Below are 23,956 nucleotides of genomic sequence, written 5' to 3'. Positions count from 1 at the left end.
TCACTCGCTTCCCCGCCGTACGGCGGTCTGCTCGTCGTAGCGCACGTCGGGCAGGAACCCGCTGCGCAGCCAACCGTCGTCCCCGGCCGTGAACCGCCACCTCGCCGACGGCGCGGAGCCGAGCACGACCACCACCCACGTGAACTCCGGACCGGCGAACCGGGCGGCGAGCATGTCCTGCTGGGCCGCGGACGGCGCCTGCGACAGGACCAGCACGCCGCCCTCGCCCACCTCCAGCTCGGCGGCCACCTGCTCGATGCCCGCGAGGTGCTCCACCTGCTCCGGCTGGGGCAGGCCGTTGCCGACCATGACCACGCGCGGGTCGTCCGACCACGGGTTGCCGGTCAGCTCACCGAGCCAGCGGCGCAGCACCTCGTGCCGTGCCCGGCTGGGCCCGTCCAGGCTGATCACACCGCGCGCCGACGCGAAGTCCACCAGCACCCGGCCCGTCTCGCTCATGCCGACGTTGACCAGGCGGGCGAACCGCGCCGTCGAGCCGTCCGACGCCTGACCCGACTGCAACCGCGCCAGCGGAGCGGCCCAGCTCTGCCCGTCCTCGCTCACCGCCCAGGGCTCCGGGGCCGGCGAAGCCGGGTTGGTGAGCCGCAGTCGCAGGGAGCTGCCCTCGATGAACACGCCGGTGATGGCCGGCAGCTCCAGCCCGTCCCGTTCGCACGCCGCCATCAGCACCCGTAGCGACCGGTCGACCGTCCACGCGGCCGACGTGTCGGTACGCAGCAGGCTGTCGTCGAACGGCTCCTGGCGCTTCCGGCGCCGCAGGAGCCAGATCACGGCCCAGACCAGCGCCGCGAGCGCCAGACCGGCCCCGACCGCGTACCCGGCCGGACCGATCGCGCCGACGCTGCCCGCCTCGTCGAGGTCGGCGGCCTCGATCGAGGACTCGGCCGACGGCGACGGGGAGGCCGACGGCTTCGGCGTCTTCTGCTCGAAACCGGGCAGGGGCGCGAACTCCAGCTCCTCGCCCGACGCGTCCTTCGGCATCTTGAGCACCCAGCCGGCCTTGAGCGTGCGGGGATCGGTCAGGAACGTGCCGTCGGGCTGCCGGTGTCCCTCGGTCAGTTCCGCGATCTCCGGCCACCGGTCCCGGTCACCGAGGAACCGCCCGGCGATGTCGTTGAGCTTCTCGACCGAGCCGTCCGGCTCCTTGCCGACCACGTAGTAGAGGACCGATCCCGGCGGACCGGTGCGCTCCGGGACCGGGGGCGCCGAGGCCGTGGGCGGCGGGGAGGAGGAGGCCGGCGCCGACTTCGATGGCACCGCCTTCGGCTCGGACGCCGTGGGCCGCGGGTCCGCAGCCGGCGACGTGGCCGGAGCCGGGGCCGACTGCTTCGTCTTCGGCGCGGGATCGCCGTAGACACGCATCTCCCAGATCGAGTTGCCCGCCGTACCGACCCGAGCGGTGGAGTACATCCGCACGAACCGGCCGGTGCCCTCGATGGTGATCACGTCCGTGCCGCCGTCGGCAGTGTCCGTGGACCAGTGGCTCGTCCAGGCCTCGCCGTCGGCCGACAGCTCGATGGCGTACGCCGTGGAGTGCGAGACCTCCCAGTCGATCTCGATCCGGCGCACCACCGTGGACCGCCCCAGGTCGACCCGCAGCCACTGCGGGTCGCTGAAACCGCTGGACCAGCGGGTCCCCGCGTCCCCGTCCACCGCCTGGCGCGCGGGAAAGTCAGCCTTCTCCAGCGACGACGCCACCGCCGGCCTGCCCTGCGAGAGCAGGACCGGTTCCGGCTCGGAGACGGGTAGCACGACAGTCGCGGCGGGCAGCACGGGGACGAACAGGGCCGTCAGGACCAGGAGCACCAGGGCCCGCAGCGCCCCGGCTCCCCGCGCGTCACTCACCGGCACGCCGCACCGCGGCCTGCTCGGTGTAGCGCACGTCCGGGAGGAACCCGCTGCGCAGCCAGCCGTCCTCGCCGGCCGTGAGGCGCCACTTCGCCGACGGGGACTCGCCGAGCACGATGACCACCCAACCGAAGCCCGGCGTCGCGAACCGTGCGGCGAGCAGGTCCTGCTGCGCCACCGACGGCGCCTGCGAGAGCACGAGCACCCCGCCCCCCGCGGCGTCCAGCTCCGGGATCACCTGCTCGATCGCCGACAGGCGCTCCGCGGCCTCCGGCTGCGGGAGGCCGTTGCCGACCATGACCACCCGGGGGTCGTTCGACCACGGGTTGCCGGTCAGCTCACCGAGCCACCGGCGCAGCACCTCGTGCCGGGCGCGTGTGGGTCCGTCCAGGCTGATCACGCCGCGCGCCGACGCGAAGTCCACCAGCACCCGGCCCGTCTCCCCCACGCCGATCGTGACCAGGCGCGCGAACCGCGCCGTAGAGTCGTCCGACGCCGGGGCCGACTGCAGCTTCGCCAGCGGCGCCGACCAGCTCTGCCCGTCCTCGTTCGCCACCCACGGCGCCGGCGCCGGGGAGACCGGGCTCGCGAGGCGGAGCCGCATGGACCCGCCCTCGATGAACACTCCGGTGACCGCCGGCAGGTGCTGGCCGTCCCGTGCGCACGCGGCGAGCAGCACCCGCAGCGACCGGTCCACCATCCACGCGGCGGACGTGTCGGTACGCAGCACGCTGTCGTCGAACGGCTCCGCCCGACCCGAGCGCAACCGGCGGACGAGCAGGACCAGCCCGAGCGCGGCAGGCACCGCCAGCACCACGGCACCGGTGACGACGAGTGCGGGAATCAGCCAGGTCGGCTCCGCTCCGGCGCTCGGCCCGTCGTCCGCCACCGCGTCCGACGCCGGGGCGCTCGCCTTCGCGACAGGATTCGGCCCCGGGAGCGGGCCGTGTCGCAGACCCTCGCCCTCAGCGTCCGCCGGAAGCTGGAGGGCCCAGCCCACCTCGACCACCTCGGGGTCGCTGAGGACGCCGCCGTCGGGCTGCGTGCGCCCCTCGTTGAGCTCGAAGATCTCCGGGTGCCGCTCACCGTCGCCCAGAAACCGCTCGGCGATCAGGTACAGGTACTCCGTCTCACCCTCCGGCGTCCGGCCGACCACGTAGTACGGCACGGCGGGCACGGACGCGTCGTCCGTGGGCGCCACGGCGCCCGCCCCGTCGTCGGCCCCCGCCGGAGCGGTCGGCAGCACGCCGACCTCGATGCCCTCGCCCTCGGCGTCAGCGGGCAGCTGCATCACCCAGCCCGGCAGCACGGCGTTCTCGTCGGTCAGCGCGTTGCCGTCCGGCTGGATGCGCCCCTCGTTGAGCTCGACGATCTCCGTGTACCGACCGCCGTCACCGAGGAACCGCTGGGCGATCTCGAACAGGTATTCGTGGTCACCGTTCGGCTTGGTCCGCATCACGTAGTACTTGACCTGCTCGCCGTCCTTGTCCGTGGCAGGCCCCGCGGCGAGGGCGCCGTGCGCCGTGCCGACGAGGACCGGGCCTGTGCCGGCAGGCGCTGCCGCGGCCGGCGGGCCCGTGACGGCCAAGGAGACCGTGGCGGCCGTCGTGAACAGGGCGGCCGCGAGAGCGGCAGCGGCGCGTTGGGCGTGGTGCACAGTTGCTCCGTCTTCAGATGTGCCGCATCAGGCAGGGTCGTTCGGTCGTCCCGGCGGTTCGGGCTCACGCGGTATCGGGTTCACTCCGCTCCGGCAGGTGCACGGGGTTCGCTCCGGGGCCCGCCCACCGGAAGGTGGTCATCACAGCGTCGAAGAAGAAGACGAGGGCCTCGGCGAGGCGCTGGGTCTCCTCGCTGTTCCAGACGATGCTGAACGAGAGGACGAGCCACTCGCCGTCAGCCTCGGAACGGGAGACGACGTAGACGACCTGGCGGGTCGACACCTCGGGCAGATCGCCCTCGGGATGCGCGTCGATCGTCGTCTCGACGACGCGCACGCCCGGCCTGCCGTCGACCTCGACGAGCTCGCTCTCCTCGTAGTCGTCGGACACGACGTCCGACATCACCTCGAGCGGGTTGGCGCCCGGGTCGCTGATCAGTTCCAGCTCGGTGAGGGACGCGGGGATGATCACACCGTTCATCGGCTCCGTCGGCAGGTAGACGGCCCCCGCTCCCGCGGCGCGCGCGTCAGCGAGCGAGGTGCGTAGACCGTCAGCGAGCATGCGGCGGTGCGGTTCGGCGGAGTCGCGCGGTAGGTCGGCGGGCAGAGCGCGGGCGACCACCTCCTCGATCGCCTCGTCCAGCTCGCGCAGGAACTCGTCGCTGGTCGGGAAGCGGACCCAGCCGGGCGGGAGCAGGAGGGCCCAGGCATCGGTCGGCCTACCGGTGGTCGTCCCGGTCACGGTGTGCTCCTGGTGACGTGTACCGCGGGCAGCAGCTCGTCGAGCAGCTCGGTCATCGCCGGGCCGTGCAGCAGGTCCTGGGACCGCCACTGCAGCACGGTGTCGACGACGGCGTCCGGGTGCTCGGTGCGACGGCCGAGGCACACGCTGACCCACGCGCCGCCCGTCTCCGGGTCCAGGTCCAGCCGCGTCACGCGCATCCCGTCTCCGTCCGGCAGGTCGAGATGCTCGATCTTGGGTGGTGCGACGGACTGACCGCCGGTGGCGCCGAGCGCCGTCAGGAGGTGGTCACCGGGATCGCCAGGAGGCTCGATGCCGACCGTGACGAGCACCGGCACGGGCGTCGAGTCCGGCACCCGGAAGGTGGCGACGACCATGGCGCCCGCGTCGGCCACGCCGTCGGCAAAGGCACGCAGGTTCGTCATGGACTCCAGGGCGACGCGGTCACGCAGGGTGTTCAGGGTCTCGGTGGTCTCGTCGTCGGCCTGTTCCTCCGGACCGTCGTCGAACGACGCGCGGATCACGTCGACGACCTCCCGCTCCCAGGTGGTGAGCAACTCCGGCGGCAGTGCGTCGGTCGTGGGGACGAGCAGCCAGCCTTCTGGTTCCTCGACGAGCCAGGTCCGTTCGTTCGTCGCCATCAGACCGGGTTCTCCCCGGTCAGGCCGGAATAGTTCGCGTCGTGCCAGCCGTCGTTGTTCTTGCGCGGGTCGTTCGGGTTCAGGCTGGAGGGGTTCATCATGCTGAACGGCCGACCGAACCACCCGACCGTGTACGCGATGGGCCCGAGGTACATCCATGGCTTGATCTGGTAGATGTTCCCGAGCAGCCCGAGGTTGCCGGCGATCTTGTTGACGTCCCTGATGTCGCTGATGCCGATGAGCCGGTCCCAGCGGTAGTCGCCCTTGGGCCACGCCTTCGTCAGGCGGCTCCAGTCCTCCTTGAGGACCCACTTCGGGTCCTTGAACATGTGCCACCATCCGGGGCTGACCCGTTGCTTGAGCAGGAAGTCGCCCATGCTCCGGAGGTTGCCGACCTTTTTCCAGAGGAGGTTCACGAGCCCGGCGCGCGGCGCGTTCGCGCTCAGGTTGCGCAGCGAGAACAAGATGTGGTGGATGTCGTCCTGCGCGTTCTTCAGCTGCGCCGGCCCGGCCTTGGTCAGTCCGATCTTCTGGATGTGCTTCAGCTTGCTCGCCATCTTCGCCGCGATACCGATCCCCACGAGGCTGAGCACGCCCATGATGACGCCGAGCCAGCTCCCCTCGCCCTGGGCGGCCAGGACGATGCTCGCGGCCACGGAGACCAGTGCGACGCCGATGCCGATGAACGCGATGACGTTCAGCCCGGGTATCAGGATCGCCAGCACCGCGAGCGCCAGCCCGATGTACGTCAGGATCTCGACCAGCGCCTTCAGGAACTTGTTGAGCCGGTGCACGAAGGCGTCCCAGCCCGAGGTGTGCAGGCCGTCGACGTTCCAGTTCTCGCGGATCTTGGTGGCCGCAGCCTCAGCGGCGGCCCTGAGCGCTTCGAGGGCGCCGGCCACCTTCTGTTTCGCGGCTGCGATGCCGGCGCCGGCGTTCTCGATAGCGGTCTCGCGGTCCGCGGAATCCTTCTTCTCCTGGGCGGTCAGCGGCTTGGCGTCGTCCGGCCGGGGCGCGTTGACGGGGTCGGGCATGCCCTCGGCGGTCTGGAGGTTCCTGCTGGCGTTCTCCGCGTCGGTCAGGGCGTTCCAGGTGTCGGTCCGGGCCGTGGTCAGCGACGGCTCGTAGCCGTCGAGTGCCGTGTGCACGTCGGCGTACCGGCCGGCCGCCTTGTCGAGGGCGCCGGCACTCTCCCGGGCGCGCTTGCGCAGGGCGTCGGCGGACTGTCCCTTGAGAAGACGGACGTCGCCGTCACCGATCCGCTTGAGCAGTGCTGCCTGCTCGGTCATCGCCTCGGAGATCTTCTTGTAGTGGTCGATGACCTTCTCGAGCTCCGTGGGATCGGCCGGGACCGGGTCGGAGTCGTGATCGACCAGTGGCCAGTCCCCGTGGCGGGCGGCGCTCATCCGTCTCCTGTTCTACTGCTCGTGCATCGGCGCTGGCTGCTGCCCAGGGGCGGCGGGGTGTCCTACTTCTGGTCGAAGGTCGAGGCCAGCTGGTCCTCGGTATCGGTCCAGGTCGCCGCGGCCTCGTCCATCTTCTTGGTGAGGTTGCTGAGCTGCTCCTGCAGCTTCTCCCGCTTGACCCACCAGTCGTCGATGAAGTCGTCCATGGCCCTCTTCAGGACCTCGTGACCCCACACGTTGCCGCCGTCCCACAGCTTCGACATGTTCTTGAACTCGTCGTTGATCGCCTTCAGATCCCTGGCGGAGTCCTCCAGGACCTCCTTGGTGACGACAAGGTCTGCCATCGCTACTTGTTCAGCGCGTTCGCGAGTTCCTCGTCGGTCTTGCGCAGGGCGTCGGCAGCCTGCTTGAGGTACTCACCGATACCGGTGAGGCCCTCCATGACCTGCTTGCCACCCTTGTCGAGCTCCTTGTAGGACTCGTCGAACCGCTTGGACGACTTGTCCGTGACGTAGCCGTCCTGCACCAGGTTGTCCACCATCGCGCGCAGCTGGTCGAGCTTGCCCTGCATGTCGTCCGATTCCTGCTTCATGCGCTGAGCGGCGTCTTCCATCTCCTGGAAGGTCACCTTGATGTTGGCCATGGCAGAACCTCTCGCTCGTGTGTTGTGAACTCGTGCGTCGCAATCGTCACGAATCGGACCAACCGGACGGCCAACCCCATGTGAATTCCGGACAAACGACACACGGCGCACCGACGACGGGTCCCGGTCTCCTCCGGGACCCGTCGTCAGATGGTGAAAGAGCACTCTCACCAGGGGTTTTACCAAGGGGTTCAGGCTGGCCGACGAGCGGAGAGCGACCGCGGTCGGCGATCGCGGTGAGTGATCAGCAGTGCACGAGGAACGGGCGGTCCCTGAACCGCCGGTCGAGGAAGGCGATCACGCCCGGTGCACCCGTCACCATCGTCGAGACGTGCTCGCCGACGTGCCACTCCCACTGCACGTCCGCGCCGGCGGCGCAGTACTCGTTCCGCAGCGTCCGAGCCTGCCCGGGTGCGACGATCTCGTCGTGCGTGCCGTGGAAGAGCCGGATCGGCACGTCCGGCGGATCGTCCCCGAGGCGGTTCTCGGCGAGGCGTGCCTGCCAGTCCGCGGACCGTAGCGGGTTGGTCGTGGTGAACATCCCGAGGTTCTGGTAGGCGTGCGTCAGCGTGACGTCCACACAGGCGTCCTGCTCCCGCTCGTAGGTGTCGCGCCCGCGCTCGTTGAGATAGGCCTCGAGGTCCAGCTCCGGGTAGGCGGCATCCAGCCCGTAGGCGGCCAGCAGCAGGAAGCCGAACCCGACCTCTCCGTCGAGCCCCTCGGCCACCTCGGTGAGGTCGGCCGGCACACCGCCCGCCGCGACACCGACCAGATCGAGCTCCGGCGCGTAGCCCGGCTGGAGCTCACCGGCCCACATGGCCGCCCCGCCGCCCTGCGAGTACCCGGAGAACGCCACCTTGCCCCCCGCCTCGAGCCCGGTGGCCGGCAGGTTGGTCGCGGCGCGCACCATGTCGATGACGGCCCGCCCTTCCGACTGCCCGACGACGTAGGTGTGCATGCCCGGAGTGCCGAGACCCTCGTAGTCGGTCACCACCACCGCCCAGCCCGCCAGCAGCATCGGCTCGATGAAGGGCCGCTCGTAGTCGAGCCAGCGGGACGGGGCGCAGGTGTCGCCGACGCCGCGGGTCCCGCTCGCCACCGAGACGATCGGTCGCGGCCCTTCCCCGCGCCAGGGGGTGCTCGGCACGAGGACGCGCCCGGTCACCGGGATGTCCGCACCCATCGCGTTCGTCGAGTGGTACATCAGCAGGTAGCTGCGGGCACTGAGCTGCCGCGTCTCCTCGCGCCAGCGGACCACCTCGCCGTCCCGGCCGTCCGGCAGCGGGGCGGGCGGGGTGTAGAAGTCGTCTTCGAGGGTGAGCGGGGCCGGCGCGTGGGCCGTCGGTGCAGCCTGGGCCACGGGCGGCGCGACGACGGCCCCGGCGGACAGTGCCAGCAGGGCGAGGCCCGCGATCGCGGCCGTCCGGCGTCGCGACGACCGACGCCGACGGGGAGCCGGCAAGGGCGGGGTGGGCGGGTGCGGATCAAGGGTCAGCAGCATCGGATCTCCTCGTCGAGGTCCTCCGGACGCTCGACACTGAGCGCCCGGACCCGCGGGGCGGGCCGCTACTGACTGTAACCCCAATAGTGACGAGCCGAAAGGCGTGAGGCCTCTCGGGCGGCTACCGGAGGGGCGACGCTACCGGTGGGGCGCTAGCGGGGCAGGCTCAGCGCCCTCGGCATGAACAGGACCCGCTCGGAACGCTCCACGAGGGCCACGACGCCCGCCGCGAGCGGGACGAGCACCAGGTTGCCGAGCAGCATGGTGCGGAAGAACGGCAGGCCGGCCACGTACGACGCCATGAGCCCGTCCAGGCCCGGCGCGTAGAACGTGCCCCTGGCCTGCAGCCACACGCCGAAGTTGGTCCACAGGAAGAACCACAGCGACCCACCGGCGCCGAGTCCCAGCGCCGCGCCGAACCTCGTCCACCCGGCGGTGCGACGCACGAGCAGCGCCCCGAGGCCGATCACCGCCCACGCCGTCCAGGTGAACACCAGGATCGACGTGTTGCCGAGCAGGGCGTCGCTCACCGCCGCGGCGGCGAACGGAACGAGCACCGCGGCACGGTGCCGCAGGAGGACGGCGGCGAAGAACGTGGCCGCCGTGATCAGCTCCAGGTTCGGCGGTGCGCCCAGGTCCGCACGGACCAGGCGCCACAGCACCGCGAGGCCTACGACGGCGACGGCGAGCGCCGGCCGCCACCAGCGCCGCGCGAGGTCCGCGAACGTCAGGTCGCGACCGTCGGCCGGGGTCAGAAGGTGTCGATGGTCCATGTGATCTCCTGACCGTCCTCGGTCTCCAGTGCCCCCGCGCCGACCTGGGCGTTCTCGCCGTCCACGGACAGCGCCCAGAACTCGTTCTTCGACTCGTCCGCCACCCGGCCGCCGATCGCGGTCACGAACGCGTTCTCGCCCTCGCCCGTGACCTCAGCGGACGGGTCGGTCTCGAGCAGCAGCTCCAGCGCGGTGGCGCCGGTGCGGCCCGGGTAGCTGAGGGTCTCCGCTCCGGCGGACGGCGACGCGCTGCTGGAGGCGGCGTCCGCCGGCGCGTTGATCGTGGCCGTGACGGTCTCCGGCTGATCACTCGCACCGCCGCACGCCACGAGCAGGCCTGCGGCGAGGAGGGCGGTGATCGCGGAGCCGGTACGGCGGACCGAGCGGCCAGAAGTCATGTTCACACGGCCGAGTCTAGGTCGGCGGACACCACGGGGCCGCGCCGTCTCAGAACCGTCGCAGCGCCGCAGGCCGTGCCGTCAGACGTCGATGCGGGAGCGGTCCAGCTCGGCAGCACCCGCGATGAGGAACTCCTTGCGGGGCGCCACGTCAGTGCCCATCAGGAGCTCGAACGCGCGCTCGGCCGCCTCCGCGTGCTCTGCCGTGACCCGGCGCAGCGTGCGGTGGCGGGGATCCATGGTGGTCTCCGCGAGCTGGTCGGCATCCATCTCGCCCAGGCCCTTGTATCGCTGGATGTCGGGCTTGTAGCGCCGGCCGGCCTTGTCGAGCTTCTTGAGCGTGGCGACGAGCTCGGCCTCCGAGTACGTGTAGATGTACTCGTTCTTGCGCCGGCCGTTGCCGATCACCTCGACGCGGTGCAGCGGCGGGACCGCCGCGAACACCCGGCCGGCCTCCACCATCGGCTTCATGTACCGGTAGAAGAGCGTCAGCAGGAGCGTACGGATGTGCGCGCCGTCCACGTCGGCGTCGGTCATCATGATGATCTTGCCGTAGCGGGCGGCCTCGATGTCGAAGGACCGGCCGGAGCCCGCGCCCAGCACCTGGATGATCGCGGCGCACTCCGCGTTGCGGAGCATGTCGCTGATCGAGGCCTTCTGGACGTTCAGGATCTTGCCGCGGATCGGCAGCAGCGCCTGGAAGTCGCTGGACCGCGCGAGCTTGGCGGTGCCGAGCGCGCTGTCACCCTCGACGATGAACAGCTCGGAGCGCTCCACGTCGTTCGAGCGGCAGTCGGCCAGCTTGGCCGGCAGCGAGGAGGTCTCCAGCGCGTTCTTGCGGCGCGAGATCTCCTTCTGCTTGCGGGCCGTGATGCGCGCACGCATCTCGGCGACGACCTTGTCGAGCAGCAGCGAGGTCTGGGTCTTCTCGTCCCGCTTCGTGGAGGTCAGGCGGGCCTGGATCTCCTTCTCGACCACCCGGGAGACGATCTGACGCACGGGCCCGGTGCCCAGCACCTCCTTGGTCTGCCCCTCGAACTGCGGCTCGGAGAGGCGCACGGTGACCACGGCGGTGAGGCCGGCGAGCACGTCGTCCTTCTCGATGCGCTCCGCGCCGTCCCTGGTGGAGACCTTCAGCTTGCGGGCGTTGGTCTCCACCCCCTTGCGGATCACCTTGAGCAGCCCCTGCTCGAAGCCCGTCAGGTGCGTGCCGCCCTTGGGCGTCGAGATGATGTTGACGAAGGAGCGCACCTCGGTGTCGTAGCCCGTGCCCCAGCGGAGCGCGATGTCGACCTCGCAGTCGCGCTGCAGCTCCCGCGGCGACATGTGGCCGCGATCGTCCAGCACCGGCACGGTCTCCTTGAAGGTGTCGGAACCCTGCAGGACCCAGGTCGCCGTGACCGGTGAGTCGGGGGCGAGGAACTCCACGAAGTCCGCGGCGCCGCCGCTGTGCTTGAAGACTTCCTCGTGCGGACCGTTCTCCGCGGGCGTGCCCGGCAGCCCGCGCTCGTCGCGCACCCGGATCTCGAGCCCCGGCACCAGGAACGTCGTCTGGCGGACGCGCGTGACCAGCTCGTCGTAGCTGAACACGGCCGACTTGGGGAAGATCTGCCGGTCGGCCCAGTAGCGCACGCGCGTTCCGGTACGGCCCCGGGGCGCCTTGCCCACCACCGCGAGCTCGGAGTGGTCGACGAACGGCTGGAACGTCGCCTCCGGGTCGGGGCCCGGCGCCGGGTCGGAGAACTTGCCCGGCTCCCCGCGGTGGAAGGTCATGCGGTACGTCTTGCCGCCGCGGTCCACCTCGACGTCGAGACGTGCCGACAGCGCGTTGACCACGGAGGCGCCGACGCCGTGCAGACCGCCGGACGCCTGGTACGAACCGCCGCCGAACTTACCGCCGGCGTGCAGCTTGGTGTAAACGACCTCGACGCCGCTCAGCCCGGTCTTGGGCTCGATGTCGATCGGGATGCCGCGCCCGTCGTCGGTCACCGTCACGGACGTGTCAGGGTGCAGCACGATGCCGATCTTCGTGGCGTGGCCGCCCAGGGCCTCGTCCACGGAGTTGTCGATGATCTCCCAGAGGCAGTGCATCAGGCCACGGGAGTCGGTGGTCCCGATGTACATGCCGGGACGCTTACGAACCGCCTCGAGGCCCTCGAGGACGGACAGGTGGCGAGCGGTGTACGACTCGGACGTTGCGGTCACGGCGCCAGCGTAGACGAGGTCTCCGACAACCCCTGGCAGACCCTCCGTGCGGAGCCCCGGGCACCCGGGCAGGCGGGTAGATTCACCCCCTGACGGAAATTACCCTTTCAGCGCAATTGGGGGCGGATGACCCCCAGGAGTGTGAGCCACGCCGCTATGCTCGCAGCGAACCGGCCACCCGGGCTGGCATGAACCGCGCGAGCGAATGGTTGGATGGAGATGTGACGACCTTGACGACCGAACCGCTCACCGCCCTCGACCGCTGCGACCGCTGCGGCGCCCAGGCCTACGTGCGTGTCGTTCTGCCCGTAGGCGAGCTGCTCTTCTGCGGCCACCACGCCCGTGCACACGCGTCCGCCTATGCGGACATCGCCACCCATGTCCAGGACGAGACCGACCGGCTCCACGCGGAGCACGGTCAGGCCTGAGCCCAGGCCGGACACCCACCAGACCCAAGACGGCGGTGAGTCACCCTGTGAGGTGACTCACCGCCGTCGTCATGCCCGGCGACGCCCGGGCCGGGCGTGATCAGCCCGCGGCGAGCTCCGCCACCTCCGCGTCGGACAGCGCCCGGTCGAAGACCCGGACGTCGTCGACGTCGCCCCGCAGGTGGTCCACCTCGTTGCCGCCGTACTGGGCGCGGCCGATGACCAGGGGCCCTTCGGTGGCGGGCGCCAGGCAGACCTCCTGGGTGGCCATCCGCTCGCCGTCCACATAGAGCGTCAGCTCACCGGCCTCCGCGTCGCGCACCCCCGTCAGGTGGTACCAGCGGCCCGGCTCCGGCTTGGTGGGCGACAGCGCTCGCGCGCCGATGAAGCTCATCGCCCAGCGCTGGTCCTGCCCGGAGTACTGCAGGAAGAACGCGCTGTTGCTGCCGGTGTCCTGGCTCACCACCGTCTGGAAGCCGCCGTCGGCCACATCGAGCCGTGCCCACGCCGAGACGCTGTAGGAGCCGTCCGTGCGCACCAGGGCCTGCCCGGTATCGGCCTCGCCGGCGCCGTCGAACGACAGGCCGCCGCCCACCACGCCGTCGGTCCAGGTGGTGCCGGTGAGGGTGGCGTCGGCGTCACCGACACCGTCCGCCGCCGTGGTACCGGCGCCCTCGTCGAAGCCCCAGGCGTGCACCCCGGCGAGCCCCGGCGTGCCCGGGTCGACCACGGGCGGCTCGCCGCCCGTGCCGTCCGCGCCCTCGATGATCTTCTCGTTCACGGCGCGCACCTGTGCGAAGTCCATCTTCTCGACCTGCCGGTCGTAGGTGAAGAACCCGTTGACCTCGTGCTCCACGTCCGTGATCTGCGTGTAGATCGAGCCGCTGATGCCGCACTGCTGGGCGGCGGTCAGCACGTCCTCCTGGTTCTCGACGTACCGGCGGGTGAGCGTGGCGGCGTCGGGCGTCATCTCGTACGCGTGGCCCTCCCCGAACCACATGTGGCCGTCCACCTCGAGGCCGAACCCGCCGTGCTCCCCGTCGATCGAGGCCCGCGTGGCGTCGGGCAGCGGCTGGGCCGGACCCACGTACTGGTGCCAGTCGATGATGTCGCCCGCACCGCTGTCCCCGAGCGAGTCGCAGCAGTTCACGCCGGAGTGCGCGTTCACGAGGCGCGTCGGGTCCTGTTCCTTGACCTCCCGGGCGATCCGCCCGGTCGCGTCCCGGGACCACTCGCCCCAGCCCTCGTTGAAGGGCACCCAGCCGATCACCGAGGTCCAGCTCGAGTGCTGCTCGATCATCTCGTGCAGCTCGCGCTCGAACCGCTCCTGCGCCTCGACCGGCGGGCGGCCGGTCTTCATCGACGGCATGTCCTGCCACACCAGGAGCCCGAGCCGGTCCGCGTGGTAGAACCAGCGGTCCGGCTCCACCTTGATGTGCTTGCGCACGGTGTTGAAGCCCAGCTCCTTGTGCTTGACGAGGTCGAACGCGAGCGCCTCGTCGGTCGGGGCGGTGTAGATGCCGTCCGGCCAGTAGCCCTGGTCCAGCGTGGACTGCAGGAACAGCACCTCGCCGTTGAGCGTGATGTGGTTGCGCCCGTCCTCGCCCTCGGCGACGCCGATCTCGCGCATGCCGAAGTACGAGCCGACGGTGTCGACGACGCGGCCGCGCGCGTCCCGGACACGAACCTGCAGGCCGTAGAGGTAGGGGTCGTCGGGCGACCACAGGTGGGCGCCCGGCACCCGCACGGCGAGCTCGTCGCCGACGGCGCCCGTGGCCTGTGCCACGACCTTGCCCGTCCGGCCGTCCGCCACGGGCTTGGTGCCCTGCTCGCCGGTGGCCGCGCCGCCCTCGCGCACGACGACGTCGACGGTGCCGCCGTCGGCCGCCTCGCTGCCGTCCACCGTGAGGGCGAGGGTGCTCGTGTCGATGTCGGTGGTCATGTCGAGACGCTCGGCATGGGCGCCGGCCACCGGCTCCATCCAGACGGTCTGCCAGATCCCCGAGGCGCCCTCGTAGAAGATGCCTCGGTCGGGCTCGTTGCGCTGCTTGCCGACGGGCTGCCAGGTGGCGTCCGTGCGGTCGGTGACGCCGACCAGCACCTCCTGCGGGCCCGACACCGTCAGGGCGTCCGTGACGTCGGCGGAGAACCGGCCGTAGCCGCCCTCGTGGTGGGCCACCTCCTGGCCGTTGACCCACACCGTCGCGGTGTGGTCCACCGCACCGAAGTTGAGCAGCACCCGCTGGCCCGCGGTGCGCCAGGACGTCGGCACCTCGACCGTGCGGCGGTACCACATGTGGTCCTCGTGCCGGTCGATGCCCGACAGCTCGGACTCCGTCGGGTACGGCACCAGGATCTTCTCGGCGAGGGTCTCGCCGAACGGCGGCGCCTCGTCCGCGGTCGCTCCCGCGAACTCCCAGAGCCCGTTGAGGTTGGTCCAACGGTCCCGCACCAGCTGCGGTCGCGGGTACTCCGGCAGCGCATCGTCCGGCGTGACCTCCGCCGTCCACGGCGTGGGCAGGCGGGCGTCGGCGATCGGCCACCCGGCCGGGTCGCCGTCGGCGGGCGTCGCCGCCGGTGCGGAGGTGCTCGGCACGACGGCGAGCACGGCGCCGGTGGCGAGCGCCACGAACGCCGCGCCCAGGCGTCGTCGGGCAGCAGTGGGCGGGGTCGGGGTGGAGGGGTGTCTGCGGTGCGGCCTTGCTAGCGACATCGGCGTCACCTTCCTGGTCCGATACACGGTGGGCATCGTTGCCAGGAGCTACCGTAGCTCCGGCCGGCGGCCCCGAACAGGAGTCGCCGCACACTTCTTGTCCAGCGCTGTCATCCCGGGCGGGGCACGACGCACACGAAAAACGCCGGGCGGGTGACTTCCGAAGAAGTTCACCCGCCCGGCGTTCAGGTCAGCCCCTCGTGCGGGCTCGAAGCGAGCCCTGCCGAGGTGGACCGAGGTCAGTCGAGGTAGTCGCGCACTAGGGACGCTTGAACGCTGTGCGGCATCGGCGGAAACGTTGGGGTTGTTAGTCCAGGTCAGGAGCGCTGTGGTGCGAAATATCCTGGCCTGAGAAGTCGGCCCCGGGGAGCGCTGGAACGCTCACCCGGGGCCTAGGCCAGGAACCTTCACAGGAGGTTCAGCCATGGCCAACAACCCTACCTACGCCGTCGGCCAGTACGTGAGCTGTCAGCACGACACATGGCCAGCCCGTCGCACGGGCGTCGTGATCGATGTCGTTCCGCCGGCAACCGCGTTCGGCCACGACTTCACGGCATACATCGTCGCCTACCCGCCCTCGGCCGACGAGCACCCCGCCGTACAGGCACTCGCGATCTACGACGGGCAGCACCGGGGCATCTTCCGCGCGGAGGAACTCCGGCCGGTCTCGGCCGACGACGCACCGCCTACCACGGGTGCCGATGCCGTCGGGTACGTCACCGGCAGGCGGTTCTACTACTGCCCCGTACTCGGCTGCGACCACATCATCGGCAACCACGGCGACGACGACTTCGCCCGCGAGGTCGAGGCGCACCGCCGCACCCACCACCAGATGCCCGCAGGGGCAGCAGACCGGCTTCTTGCCGCGATCCGTGAACTCGACGGCGAGGAACCCACAGGTGCGCTCACGGGCGAGCCCGGAGCACACTCAGAGGCACGACACAACGATGTGGAGAAGACGATGAACACCAACCCCCTGACCGACGACGACCGCGCACAGCTCGTCGCAGCCTTGCCCCCGGGATCGGACATGCCCGTCGCCGAAGCCCTGCTCGAGCGAGGCGACACCCTGGACGAGGTCGTCCGGCGGTTCACGCCCGCGTTCCCGATGCCGTCCGACGTCCCGTTGCCGTCGTGGGCGAACGGGGCCAGCGCCTGGGAGTGGTCGGTCCTCGACCGGCACTGGAGCCGCAGGGTCGCCCGTGACAGCGGCATCATGCGCGTCGACGTGAACGCGTTCCAGGACATGGCGACGGACGGCGGTCCCGTCGAGGTGAGCACCCCGGTCGCTGGCCTCGACGGAATCGACGAGGAGGAGGTGAAGCCCGACCAGCTCGCCGCCGTCGGCCGGTTCCTCATCGACGCGGCCGACGCCCTGCGCGCGCAGGACTGAGCTGCGACACCACGAAGGGCCCGACACCAAACAGGTGTCGGGCCCTTCGTTCGTGCGCGCTGGCCGGGGTCGCTGGGACTTGAATGGGTGAGCCCCTCACCAACCATCGATCCCCTCGCCGCATGGAGACACAGCTACGGGGCGACGTTGACGCGCGGGTCAGGTCACGGGGTGACGACGTCGACCGACGCAGCGGCACCGACGATCCCGACACCCGCCGGGGTCGAGTGGAGCCACTGGCCGAAGGTGTTCGAGCCGTCCTTCGGGTCGATGGCGGACGTGGAGCGCATCCCGGATGCGAACGTGCGGAACCCTCCGGGTGCGAACGCGGTCACGACGCCTGCAGCAGCCGCAGCCGTCGCGTACACGCGAGCCCCGTACACGCGGGTACTGACGCTGCCCCGGTCGCTGCCGTTGGCCGGCGCGAACCCGGTCACGACGGCCAGGGCGTCGGCGGTACCGAACAGCACGACGGCGGACGGCTCGACCATCGCAGCCTCAGCGACCCGCAGCACGGACGCCCTGACGTTCTGGTCGAGAAGTGCGGCGTCGAACGCCGTAGCCGCACCCGCGGCGGTCTGGATCGCGGTCACGTCCGCGAGGTTGAGGTCACGCGCGATCGCGACCGCGTGCGCCCCGTTGATGGACACCAGCTCGTCGAACGCGTCCACGGCGCTGGTGACCTGTGTCCACCGCCCGTACCGCAGCGCGACGAGGTCTGCCCGGGCCACGGCGTCGTACTCGCCGTGCTGGGCACCCTCCGCGACGCCAGCGGCACCGGCCGGAAGAGTCAGGGACGGCATCGAGGCGGCCATGCCAGTGAGCGGCGTGTTGGCGATGCCCGCGAACACGCGCAGCGGCACCGGGCCGGGGATGGGGTTCGAGCCCCACGCCTCCGCGCCGCCCATGTCGGTAGCCACGGTGACGGCAGCACGCTCCAGCGACTCGTTCGCGCCGAAGGTGCGACCCTCGCGGATCGCGTCGGCGTGCGCCCGCAGGTGCTCCGTGGAGACCATGATGCGCGGGTGACCCGCCGGTGTGGTCTCCTCCCGCCGGTCGTCGTGACGGTGGCCCGTGATCCGGTTCGGCCCCGACGGCGACGCCGGGTCCGTTCCCGGGCTGGCTGGGGTGATCCGCTCCAGGGCGTCCGGGTTCGCGGCGAACCGCTCGACGTTCGCGAGCGCGGCGTCACGAGTCCGGAGCGACTCCAGGTCCGCGATCAGACCGTCGTAAGCGGTCAGGTCGTCGCCGGACAGGTCGCCGGTCGAACGGGTCAGGATCGCCTGGGCCTCGGCCGTCAGTCGGTCACGTTCTGCCGGGATGTCCCGGCGCTGAATGTCAGGGTTGAAGGGCATGGCTAGCTCCAGCTTCTGAGAAGGAGGTCGAGACGCCGGGCGGCGAGATCGACAGAGAGTGTGCGGGTGGCCGAACGGATGCCGGCCACGAGGGCATCGGGGTACGCGGGGAACGCGACGAGGCTCACCTCGCGCAGCGCTACCTCGGTGCGGACTACGACGTTTCCGTCCTGGCGTTCGGAGACCGGTGCGAAACCGACGCTGAACGAATCGACGGTGCCGGAGCGGACCAGCTCCAGGGCCTCGTTTCCGGCCACGGTGTCGGCCACCGTGAACGCGGCGTGCAGGCCGTCGGATCGCTCCTCGAGCGACGTCGCGCGACCGATCGGGAACACGCGGCTGTCGTGGTTCGCAAGGAGCTTGATCTTGCTCCCGCGCTGGGCGATCGACCGTGCGAACGCACCAGGAGCGAACCGTTCGCGGTAGCGACCGAAGCCATCAGAGACCTCGGTCTCGACGTCGAACGGCACCGCGAGACCGTGAATCGTACGGCCGTCGCCGTCGGCGCGGAGGAGGGCATTGCGGTACAGGAGGAGGCTCATAGGTCACCTTGTGGGCAGGATCGTGTGATCGACTGCGCGTGGCGACCGAGGTGTCCGGGCTGCCCCCCGCGGGGTTCCGGCGTGGCTCAGGTACCGAGCTGCTGGGATAATCATACCGCGTCACCCCCACAGTCAGCGGGAGCCACGAGGACCGACAGCCCGGATCGCTCGACGTGGAACGAGACGCGGCCGGCGAGGAAGCCTTCAACGAGCTGCGGCGCGTTCGGGCGAGACCAGACCTCGGCGAACGCGTCGGCCGCAGCGGTCATGATGGATTCGACGGCCTCGGTCAGGATCGGATTCGGCTCGGGAGCGGTGCTTTCGTCGTTCATGATGTGCCTTCCTAGTCGATAGTGTTCAAAATCCCCAGACTCCGTACACATTGCGACTGACAAACAGTGGCGGGGTCTTCTGCGCTGACCTGCGATTACGTCGGCGATGCCTCCCCCTACCCCTCTGTCCCCGCCTGTCCCTCCGCCTCTGGCGCCCACTGCCATGGGCCGGCGCGGTGTGGTCCTCGGTGTCGGGCAGGTCGCTCACAGTCGAGCGAGGTTGACCCGATGTCGCGGTGTGCGGTGCATCGTTCGGTCTGCTTCGTCGTCGGCATCGGTCGTCCTCTCGTCAAGGCCGGGCGTGTGGGTCGTGACTGCGATCGATCGTTCGATCGATCGCATCGTTGGGTGTGAGGTGGGTGGGTGGGTGGGGGGGCACCCTCCCCTCCCCCTCCTGCCCGCACCGGGCGTGGTGCGCGACGACGACGAGGCCGTGGCGTCGGACAGGTGGGTGCCAGGCACCACGGACAGCTCTGGTGCGGGCGACCGCGCTGGGCGCGGTCGGTGGGGTGAAGCTGAAAATTCGAAAGTGAAAGAGGAAAGGGCACCGAAAAGGGCTTCTCACCCGACCCCCAGGGTCGGGTGAGCGACCCGGGGGTACATCTCACCCGACCCCCAGAGTCGGGTGAGCGAATCTCACCCGACCCCCAGAGTCGGGTGAGCGGCCCCCTCACTGCTCCAACCCCTTCGCCCCGGGTGGTGCCTGACCGCCGTCGAACCCAGGTTTGCGGGGTGGGTTCTGGCGGGCATCGCCCTGGCCTCGCCCGTTCTGAGCGACCGTGACGGCGACGTAAAGCGTCTGCGCCCACGAATCGGTCAGCAGGTACCCCCGTTCGACGAGACGGGCGATCGCGCGGTTCAGACCGTCGGCAGACAAGGGCTTCAGCTCGCCGGTCTGCCGGTCGAGTTGGGCGCACAGCCGAGACAGCTCGGAGCGCTTGAACACCGCGACCCCGTGGAAGTCCATTCGGAGCATCGCGTGCGCCATGACACGCTCGCCCACGGACTCCATCGGGTTGGAGCCCTTGGCGTAGAGGTACAGCGTCGAGGTCGCGATCCATCGGACGTCGTTCCCCTCGACGTCGACACCGAAGTGAACGGGCTGACGGGCGGTGCGCTGGATGCTCGCCGGCCGCACGGGAACGGGTGGTTTCGCGTTGCGATTCCGTCGAGGGCTCATGAGGCCAGCCCCTCGACCGCGAGCGCCGGGCAGTCGGGCAGGTGGCCGACGACCCGGTGAGGTGGTTCGGGAGACCCCTTCACTCGCTCGTGCCACGGCCAGCTCTTGACGTGGCTTCCGCATGGACACACGTGACCGGTAGCCACGAGCCACCGCCGGCGGACACCCTCCGCCCGAAGGTCGGCGTCGACCGCCGCCCACAGGTCGTCCTGGTCCGGGCGGCTCATCGTGCACCTGCCCGGGTGAGCCTGTACCGACGGGCCAGGTATTCCAGATCCCACCCGTCAGCCGCGAGCATGTTCGCAAGCTCGCGGCGTTCAGCCTCGGTGGGCTCGGCGCAGTCGAGGGGGTCGGCATGTCCACAGGGGAGCGTCGTCATGCGTCGAGACGCGTCACGCCGACGGCGCACCGTGGCGGGGTCAGTGGCGGCAGATAGACTCTGGGGGTCTGCTTCTGCGAGATCCGTCGCCGTCCGGTTTGCGTCCCGGGCGGCGTCTCGCGTTCGGGAGTCCGTCACGCAGCGTCACCGCCGCCCAACTCCTCGAGCTCGGCCTCGGCGACCCGAGCAGCGTTAGTCAGGTCGCGGGCCTTGCGGCGGGATGCGGCCGACTTCAGAGCGAGGCGAGCGAAGTGCGCTTTGCGAAGGTGCTCGGCGCGAACCGGGTCGCCGTCGGCGGCGTCGAGGAACTTCCGTTCCACAGCGGCGCGGGCGTTTGCAGTGCGGGCGGCGCGGTTCTTGGTGTTGGCCCACGATTCGTGGGCGGCGAGCGACGCTGAGAGCTTGCGTTCGGCAGGCGTCTGGGCAGACAAGGACAGCCTCCAGTGAGGTCTGTCCGGTCTGCCATTCCGAACCGCCGGGCCCATGCCCGGTTGTTGGCGCTACGCCAGGGCACTACTTGATGTCGAGATACACCTTACCGGCCGACCGCCGTACAGCGCTGGTGGCGACACGCCCGGGGCCGCAACTCTCGCACCACACATCCAGGTGCTCGGGCAGCGGAAGAGGCTGCCGGTAGAACTTGGGGTTCGCGAGCGTGGTGGATGTCCGGGGTCGCTTCAGGTCGCGTGCCCACTGGGGCATCTTCCGACGACGGCGGGCGTCCTCGGCGTGGAAGACAACGACACCGTCGGACGCAGCCCAGACGATCCCGAGCATGCCCTTACAGTCGGCACACCGTACGGTCGCCCGCTTGTGGCGGCTCACAGGTCCCCCAGGTTGAGGTCTCGGGCCTCGGCTGCGGCACGGTCGGCGGCGCGTGCCCGGGTGTACCGCACGAGCATGTCGGGGCGGGTCCAGCCCGCCACAGCCATAAGCCCGCCCTCGGAGCCCCCGGCGGCGAGCCACCGATGCGCGGCGGTGTGCCGCAGCAAGTGCGGGTGGAATCCCTCGATGCCGGCCATCCGAGCGCGCAGGGCAAGCGACTTGTGCAGCCCGTCGTACGAGAACGGCTTGCCCCGATCACCGAGCCACAGCGCGGGCGTGCCCGCCAGGCGGTGCGTACGCCGTACCCGCGTGTACCGGTCGATGGCAAGGGCGGTCTGCGGCCCGAACGGCACGCTGCGGCCCTTGCCACCCTTGCCCCGGCGGACGATGGCGACGCCCTCGGCAAGGTTCACGTCGTCCAGTTCGAGCGCGGCGGTCTCTCCCGCCCGGGTGCCGGTCTCCAGCATGAACCGGATCACCGCGGCGTCGCGCTTGTCGCGCAGCGGGTCGAGCCCCGAGCACGCCGCGAGCAGCGCCTTGAGCTGTTCCTCGGTCAGGGGCTCGATGACCTTCTGGTCGAGCTTGGGTGCCTTGACGCCGAGTAGCGGGTCGGCGGGCAGCTCGCCCTCCTCAGCGAGCCAGTCGGAGAACCGGCGCACGCCGAGCTGGCGCGCGCGAGCGGTCGCGGGCTCCTGCCCGTCGTCGAGCATGGACGCGACGTAGCCGTTAACGGCAGCGCGGGTCAGGACGGGCGGTGTGCCCGTGGCCTCGCACCAGGCGAGGAACCCGCGCACCCCCGTCGTGTAGCTCTTGATCGTCGAGGCGGCCTTGCGCTCGGCGCGCAGGGCGAGCACCCACGACTCCACGAGCGGGTCCAGGTCCGGGTGATCTTCGGTCGTCGTCACCCGCCCAGAATACTTGATATCTCGACTAAGAACGCTGTGCGGTGCTACCGTGGGTCATGTCAGGCACCGAAAAGTGCCTCTGACCTGGAATAGCACCGCACAGCGTCGGCGTGTCTCAGTCGAGGTAGTCGCGCAGCACCTGCGACCGCGAGGGGTGGCGCAGCTTCGACATCGTCTTGGACTCTATCTGGCGAATACGCTCGCGCGTCACGCCGTAGACCTTGCCGATCTCGTCCAGCGTCTTCGGCTGGCCGTCCTGCAGGCCGAACCGCATGGAGACCACACCGGCCTCACGCTCGGAGAGCGTGTCGAGCACCTGGTGCAGCTGCTCCTGCAGGAGCGTGAACGACACGGCGTCGGCGGGCACGACCGCCTCGGAGTCCTCGATGAGGTCACCGAACTCGCTGTCGCCGTCCTCACCGAGCGGGGTGCTCAGCGAGATGGGCTCGCGACCGTACTTCTGGACCTCGACCACCTTCTCGGGGGTCATGTCCAGCTCCTTGGCCAGCTCCTCCGGCGTGGGCTCGCGGCCCAGGTCCTGAAGCATCTGACGCTGCACACGGGCCAGCTTGTTGATGACCTCGACCATGTGCACCGGGATGCGGATGGTCCGGGCCTGGTCGGCCATGGCACGGGTGATCGCCTGACGGATCCACCACGTGGCGTAGGTCGAGAACTTGTAGCCCTTGGTGTAGTCGAACTTCTCGACCGCACGGATCAGACCGAGGTTGCCCTCCTGGATCAGGTCCAGGAACAGCATGCCGCGGCCCGTGTAGCGCTTGGCCAGCGAGACCACGAGTCGGAGGTTCGCCTCCAGCAGGTGGTTCTTGGCCCGCTTGCCGTCGTGCGCGATCCACTTGAGGTCGCGCTCGAACCGGCGCTGGTCCTTGTCCGTCCGGTCGAACTCCGTGGTGGCGAGCCGCTCCTCCGCGAACAGACCGGCCTCGATGCGCTTCGCGAGCTCGACCTCCTGCTCGGCGTTCAGCAGCGCGACCTTACCGATCTGCTTCAGGTAGTCCTTGACCGGGTCGGCGGTGGCGCCGGCCGTGACGACCTGCTGCGCGGGCTGGTCGTCGTCGTCCGTGTCGGAGACGACGAAACCGGAGTTCTCGTCACCCTCCTTCGCGGCCTTGCCACCGCGGCCACGAGTCGCCTTGGTGACGATCTCGGGGCCGGAGTCGGCCTCTTCCTCGGGCTCGTCGACGGCGACGCCGTCGGGCTCGATGTTGTCGTACTTCGACTTGCCGCGAGCGGCGGGCTTCTTGGCGGCGGTCTTGGCCGCCGGCTTCTTCCGCGTGGTCGTGGTGAGGTCGTCGACGTCGACCTCGTCGACGTCGTTCGGCTCGGCCTCGTCGACGTCGTCCTTCGGCTTCGCGGTGGAGCGCGCCGGGGTCTTCTTGGCGGTGGTCTTCGCGGCCGTCGAGCGGGTGCGTCGAGCGGGCTTCGCGGAGGCATCGGCCTCGCCGTCGGCGGGCGCCTTGGCGGCGACCGAGGTGGAGCGGGTGGCCGCGGCGGCGGCCACCTTGGTCACGGTGGGTAGTCCGACCTGCACGCCGGCGTTGGCCAGTGCACGCAGCACCGCCTTGAGCCGCTTGGCGTCACCGACCTCCGCGGTCTCGCATGCACGCCGGAAGCTCTCGGCGTCGACCGAGCCGTCGGCGGCGCCGCGAGAAAGGAGCTCCTGCAGGGCAGGATGCTCGAACTCACGGGGTAGGTTGTCGCGTGCAGGGACAGGAGCGATGTCCTGGGGGGCTTTCAGCGGAGTGGGCGCCACAAACCGACCTTTCGGCATTCGAGGGGGCGGTGTACCGCCGACGGGGCCTTCACTGGACCTTCTGCTTCCGTCGGCGAACATATATATTGTACCGTCGACCTCCCTGTCCGCCGCGACGAACGCGGCGATATGGGCAAAGTCAGTGCGAAGTCACGTCCGGCGGGGCAGCCCCGCAGGTGTATCTGATATCGCGTGCCAAGAGTCAACGAACCAGGTGGCCCCACCATTCCCGGTCGGGCAAATCTGCCCGCGACCAGGCCTTCGACCAAGCCTTCGACCAGGCCCAGGATCCGGG

At 70.3% G+C, this 23,956-nt stretch carries 22 protein-coding genes; 2 read left to right on the top strand and 20 right to left on the bottom strand.

From position 1 onward, the window contains the following. From ACFSL2_RS26085 to ACFSL2_RS26035, 11 genes are all read right to left on the bottom strand, one after another. A complete protein-coding gene (locus ACFSL2_RS26085) occupies positions 1-1,866 on the bottom strand; it encodes a discoidin domain-containing protein (protein ID WP_377200632.1) in 1,866 nt (621 codons plus the stop codon). Continuing rightward, on the bottom strand, positions 1,859-3,526 hold the full coding sequence (locus ACFSL2_RS26080) for a LysM peptidoglycan-binding domain-containing protein (protein ID WP_377200631.1): 1,668 nt from the start codon (positions 3,524-3,526) through the stop codon (positions 1,859-1,861). Before ACFSL2_RS26080 ends, ACFSL2_RS26085 begins: the two co-directional genes overlap by 8 nt. A gap of 64 nt (positions 3,527-3,590) precedes the next feature. Continuing rightward, complete coding sequence (locus ACFSL2_RS26075) at positions 3,591-4,268, bottom strand: hypothetical protein (RefSeq protein ID WP_377200630.1); 678 nt, start codon at positions 4,266-4,268, stop codon at positions 3,591-3,593. Continuing rightward, positions 4,265-4,909, bottom strand: coding sequence for a hypothetical protein (locus ACFSL2_RS26070; RefSeq protein ID WP_377200629.1), 645 nt, complete (start codon positions 4,907-4,909; stop codon positions 4,265-4,267). The genes ACFSL2_RS26075 and ACFSL2_RS26070 overlap by 4 nt, the downstream gene beginning before the upstream one ends. After that, complete coding sequence (locus ACFSL2_RS26065; RefSeq protein WP_377200628.1) at positions 4,909-6,315, bottom strand: DUF308 domain-containing protein; 1,407 nt, start codon at positions 6,313-6,315, stop codon at positions 4,909-4,911. The genes ACFSL2_RS26070 and ACFSL2_RS26065 overlap by 1 nt, the downstream gene beginning before the upstream one ends. 62 nt (positions 6,316-6,377) lie before the next feature. Next, complete coding sequence (locus ACFSL2_RS26060; protein WP_377200627.1) at positions 6,378-6,659, bottom strand: hypothetical protein; 282 nt, start codon at positions 6,657-6,659, stop codon at positions 6,378-6,380. 2 nt (positions 6,660-6,661) lie between these two features. Continuing rightward, positions 6,662-6,958, bottom strand: a complete 297-nt coding sequence (locus ACFSL2_RS26055) for a WXG100 family type VII secretion target (RefSeq protein WP_377200626.1) — start codon at positions 6,956-6,958, stop codon at positions 6,662-6,664. Between the two features lie 244 nt (positions 6,959-7,202). Then, complete coding sequence (locus ACFSL2_RS26050) at positions 7,203-8,459, bottom strand: lipase family protein (protein ID WP_377200625.1); 1,257 nt, start codon at positions 8,457-8,459, stop codon at positions 7,203-7,205. 152 nt (positions 8,460-8,611) lie between these two features. Continuing rightward, positions 8,612-9,232 carry a DUF6580 family putative transport protein gene (locus tag ACFSL2_RS26045; RefSeq protein ID WP_377200624.1) on the bottom strand — a complete coding sequence of 207 codons (621 nt, stop codon included), beginning with the start codon at positions 9,230-9,232 and terminating at the stop codon, positions 8,612-8,614. Then, on the bottom strand, positions 9,211-9,630 hold the full coding sequence (locus tag ACFSL2_RS26040) for a DUF4430 domain-containing protein (protein ID WP_377200896.1): 420 nt from the start codon (positions 9,628-9,630) through the stop codon (positions 9,211-9,213). Before ACFSL2_RS26040 ends, ACFSL2_RS26045 begins: the two co-directional genes overlap by 22 nt. Positions 9,631-9,711: 81 nt before the next feature. After that, positions 9,712-11,835 carry a DNA gyrase/topoisomerase IV subunit B gene (locus tag ACFSL2_RS26035; RefSeq protein ID WP_377200623.1) on the bottom strand — a complete coding sequence of 708 codons (2,124 nt, stop codon included), beginning with the start codon at positions 11,833-11,835 and terminating at the stop codon, positions 9,712-9,714. A 221-nt stretch (positions 11,836-12,056) separates the two neighbouring features. On the opposite strand from ACFSL2_RS26035, the gene ACFSL2_RS26030 reads away from it, so the two are divergent. Next, positions 12,057-12,263 (top strand): DUF7455 domain-containing protein, encoded by a 207-nt coding sequence (locus ACFSL2_RS26030; protein ID WP_253867690.1) that lies wholly within the window; start codon positions 12,057-12,059, stop codon positions 12,261-12,263. Positions 12,264-12,363: 100 nt separating this feature from the next. On the opposite strand, the gene ACFSL2_RS26025 is transcribed toward ACFSL2_RS26030, so the two are convergent. Then, entirely contained in the window at positions 12,364-14,976 is a 2,613-nt protein-coding gene (locus tag ACFSL2_RS26025) for a LamG-like jellyroll fold domain-containing protein (protein ID WP_377200622.1), read from the bottom strand. Positions 14,977-15,400: 424 nt separating this feature from the next. On the opposite strand from ACFSL2_RS26025, the gene ACFSL2_RS26020 reads away from it, so the two are divergent. Next, positions 15,401-16,369 carry a hypothetical protein gene (locus ACFSL2_RS26020; RefSeq protein ID WP_377200621.1) on the top strand — a complete coding sequence of 323 codons (969 nt, stop codon included), beginning with the start codon at positions 15,401-15,403 and terminating at the stop codon, positions 16,367-16,369. A 164-nt stretch (positions 16,370-16,533) separates the two neighbouring features. On the opposite strand, the gene ACFSL2_RS26015 is transcribed toward ACFSL2_RS26020, so the two are convergent. From ACFSL2_RS26015 to ACFSL2_RS25980, 8 genes are all read right to left on the bottom strand, one after another. Then, positions 16,534-17,724, bottom strand: a complete 1,191-nt coding sequence (locus ACFSL2_RS26015; RefSeq protein WP_377200620.1) for a hypothetical protein — start codon at positions 17,722-17,724, stop codon at positions 16,534-16,536. 2 nt (positions 17,725-17,726) lie between these two features. Continuing rightward, entirely contained in the window at positions 17,727-18,266 is a 540-nt protein-coding gene (locus tag ACFSL2_RS26010; protein WP_377200619.1) for an HK97 family phage prohead protease, read from the bottom strand. Between the two features lie 110 nt (positions 18,267-18,376). After that, on the bottom strand, positions 18,377-18,598 hold the full coding sequence (locus tag ACFSL2_RS26005; RefSeq protein ID WP_377200618.1) for a hypothetical protein: 222 nt from the start codon (positions 18,596-18,598) through the stop codon (positions 18,377-18,379). Positions 18,599-19,268: 670 nt separating this feature from the next. Further along, on the bottom strand, positions 19,269-19,778 hold the full coding sequence (locus ACFSL2_RS26000; RefSeq protein ID WP_377200617.1) for a hypothetical protein: 510 nt from the start codon (positions 19,776-19,778) through the stop codon (positions 19,269-19,271). A 513-nt stretch (positions 19,779-20,291) separates the two neighbouring features. Further along, entirely contained in the window at positions 20,292-20,588 is a 297-nt protein-coding gene (locus tag ACFSL2_RS25995) for a hypothetical protein (protein ID WP_377200616.1), read from the bottom strand. Between the two features lie 82 nt (positions 20,589-20,670). Next, the gene (locus tag ACFSL2_RS25990) at positions 20,671-20,934 is read right to left on the bottom strand and encodes a hypothetical protein (RefSeq protein ID WP_377200615.1); all 264 of its coding nucleotides are present in this window, start codon (positions 20,932-20,934) and stop codon (positions 20,671-20,673) included. 44 nt (positions 20,935-20,978) lie between these two features. Then, positions 20,979-21,887 carry a tyrosine-type recombinase/integrase gene (locus ACFSL2_RS25985; protein ID WP_377200614.1) on the bottom strand — a complete coding sequence of 303 codons (909 nt, stop codon included), beginning with the start codon at positions 21,885-21,887 and terminating at the stop codon, positions 20,979-20,981. A 115-nt stretch (positions 21,888-22,002) separates the two neighbouring features. Continuing rightward, positions 22,003-23,679, bottom strand: a complete 1,677-nt coding sequence (locus ACFSL2_RS25980) for an RNA polymerase sigma factor (RefSeq protein WP_377200613.1) — start codon at positions 23,677-23,679, stop codon at positions 22,003-22,005. Between the last annotated feature and the right edge of the window lie 277 nt (positions 23,680-23,956).

Origin of the sequence: Promicromonospora aerolata (assembly GCF_042682255.1) — a bacterium.
Classification (GTDB): Bacteria; Actinomycetota; Actinomycetes; order Actinomycetales; family Cellulomonadaceae; genus Promicromonospora; species Promicromonospora aerolata.
This window is presented reverse-complemented; position numbering and strand designations above follow the sequence as displayed.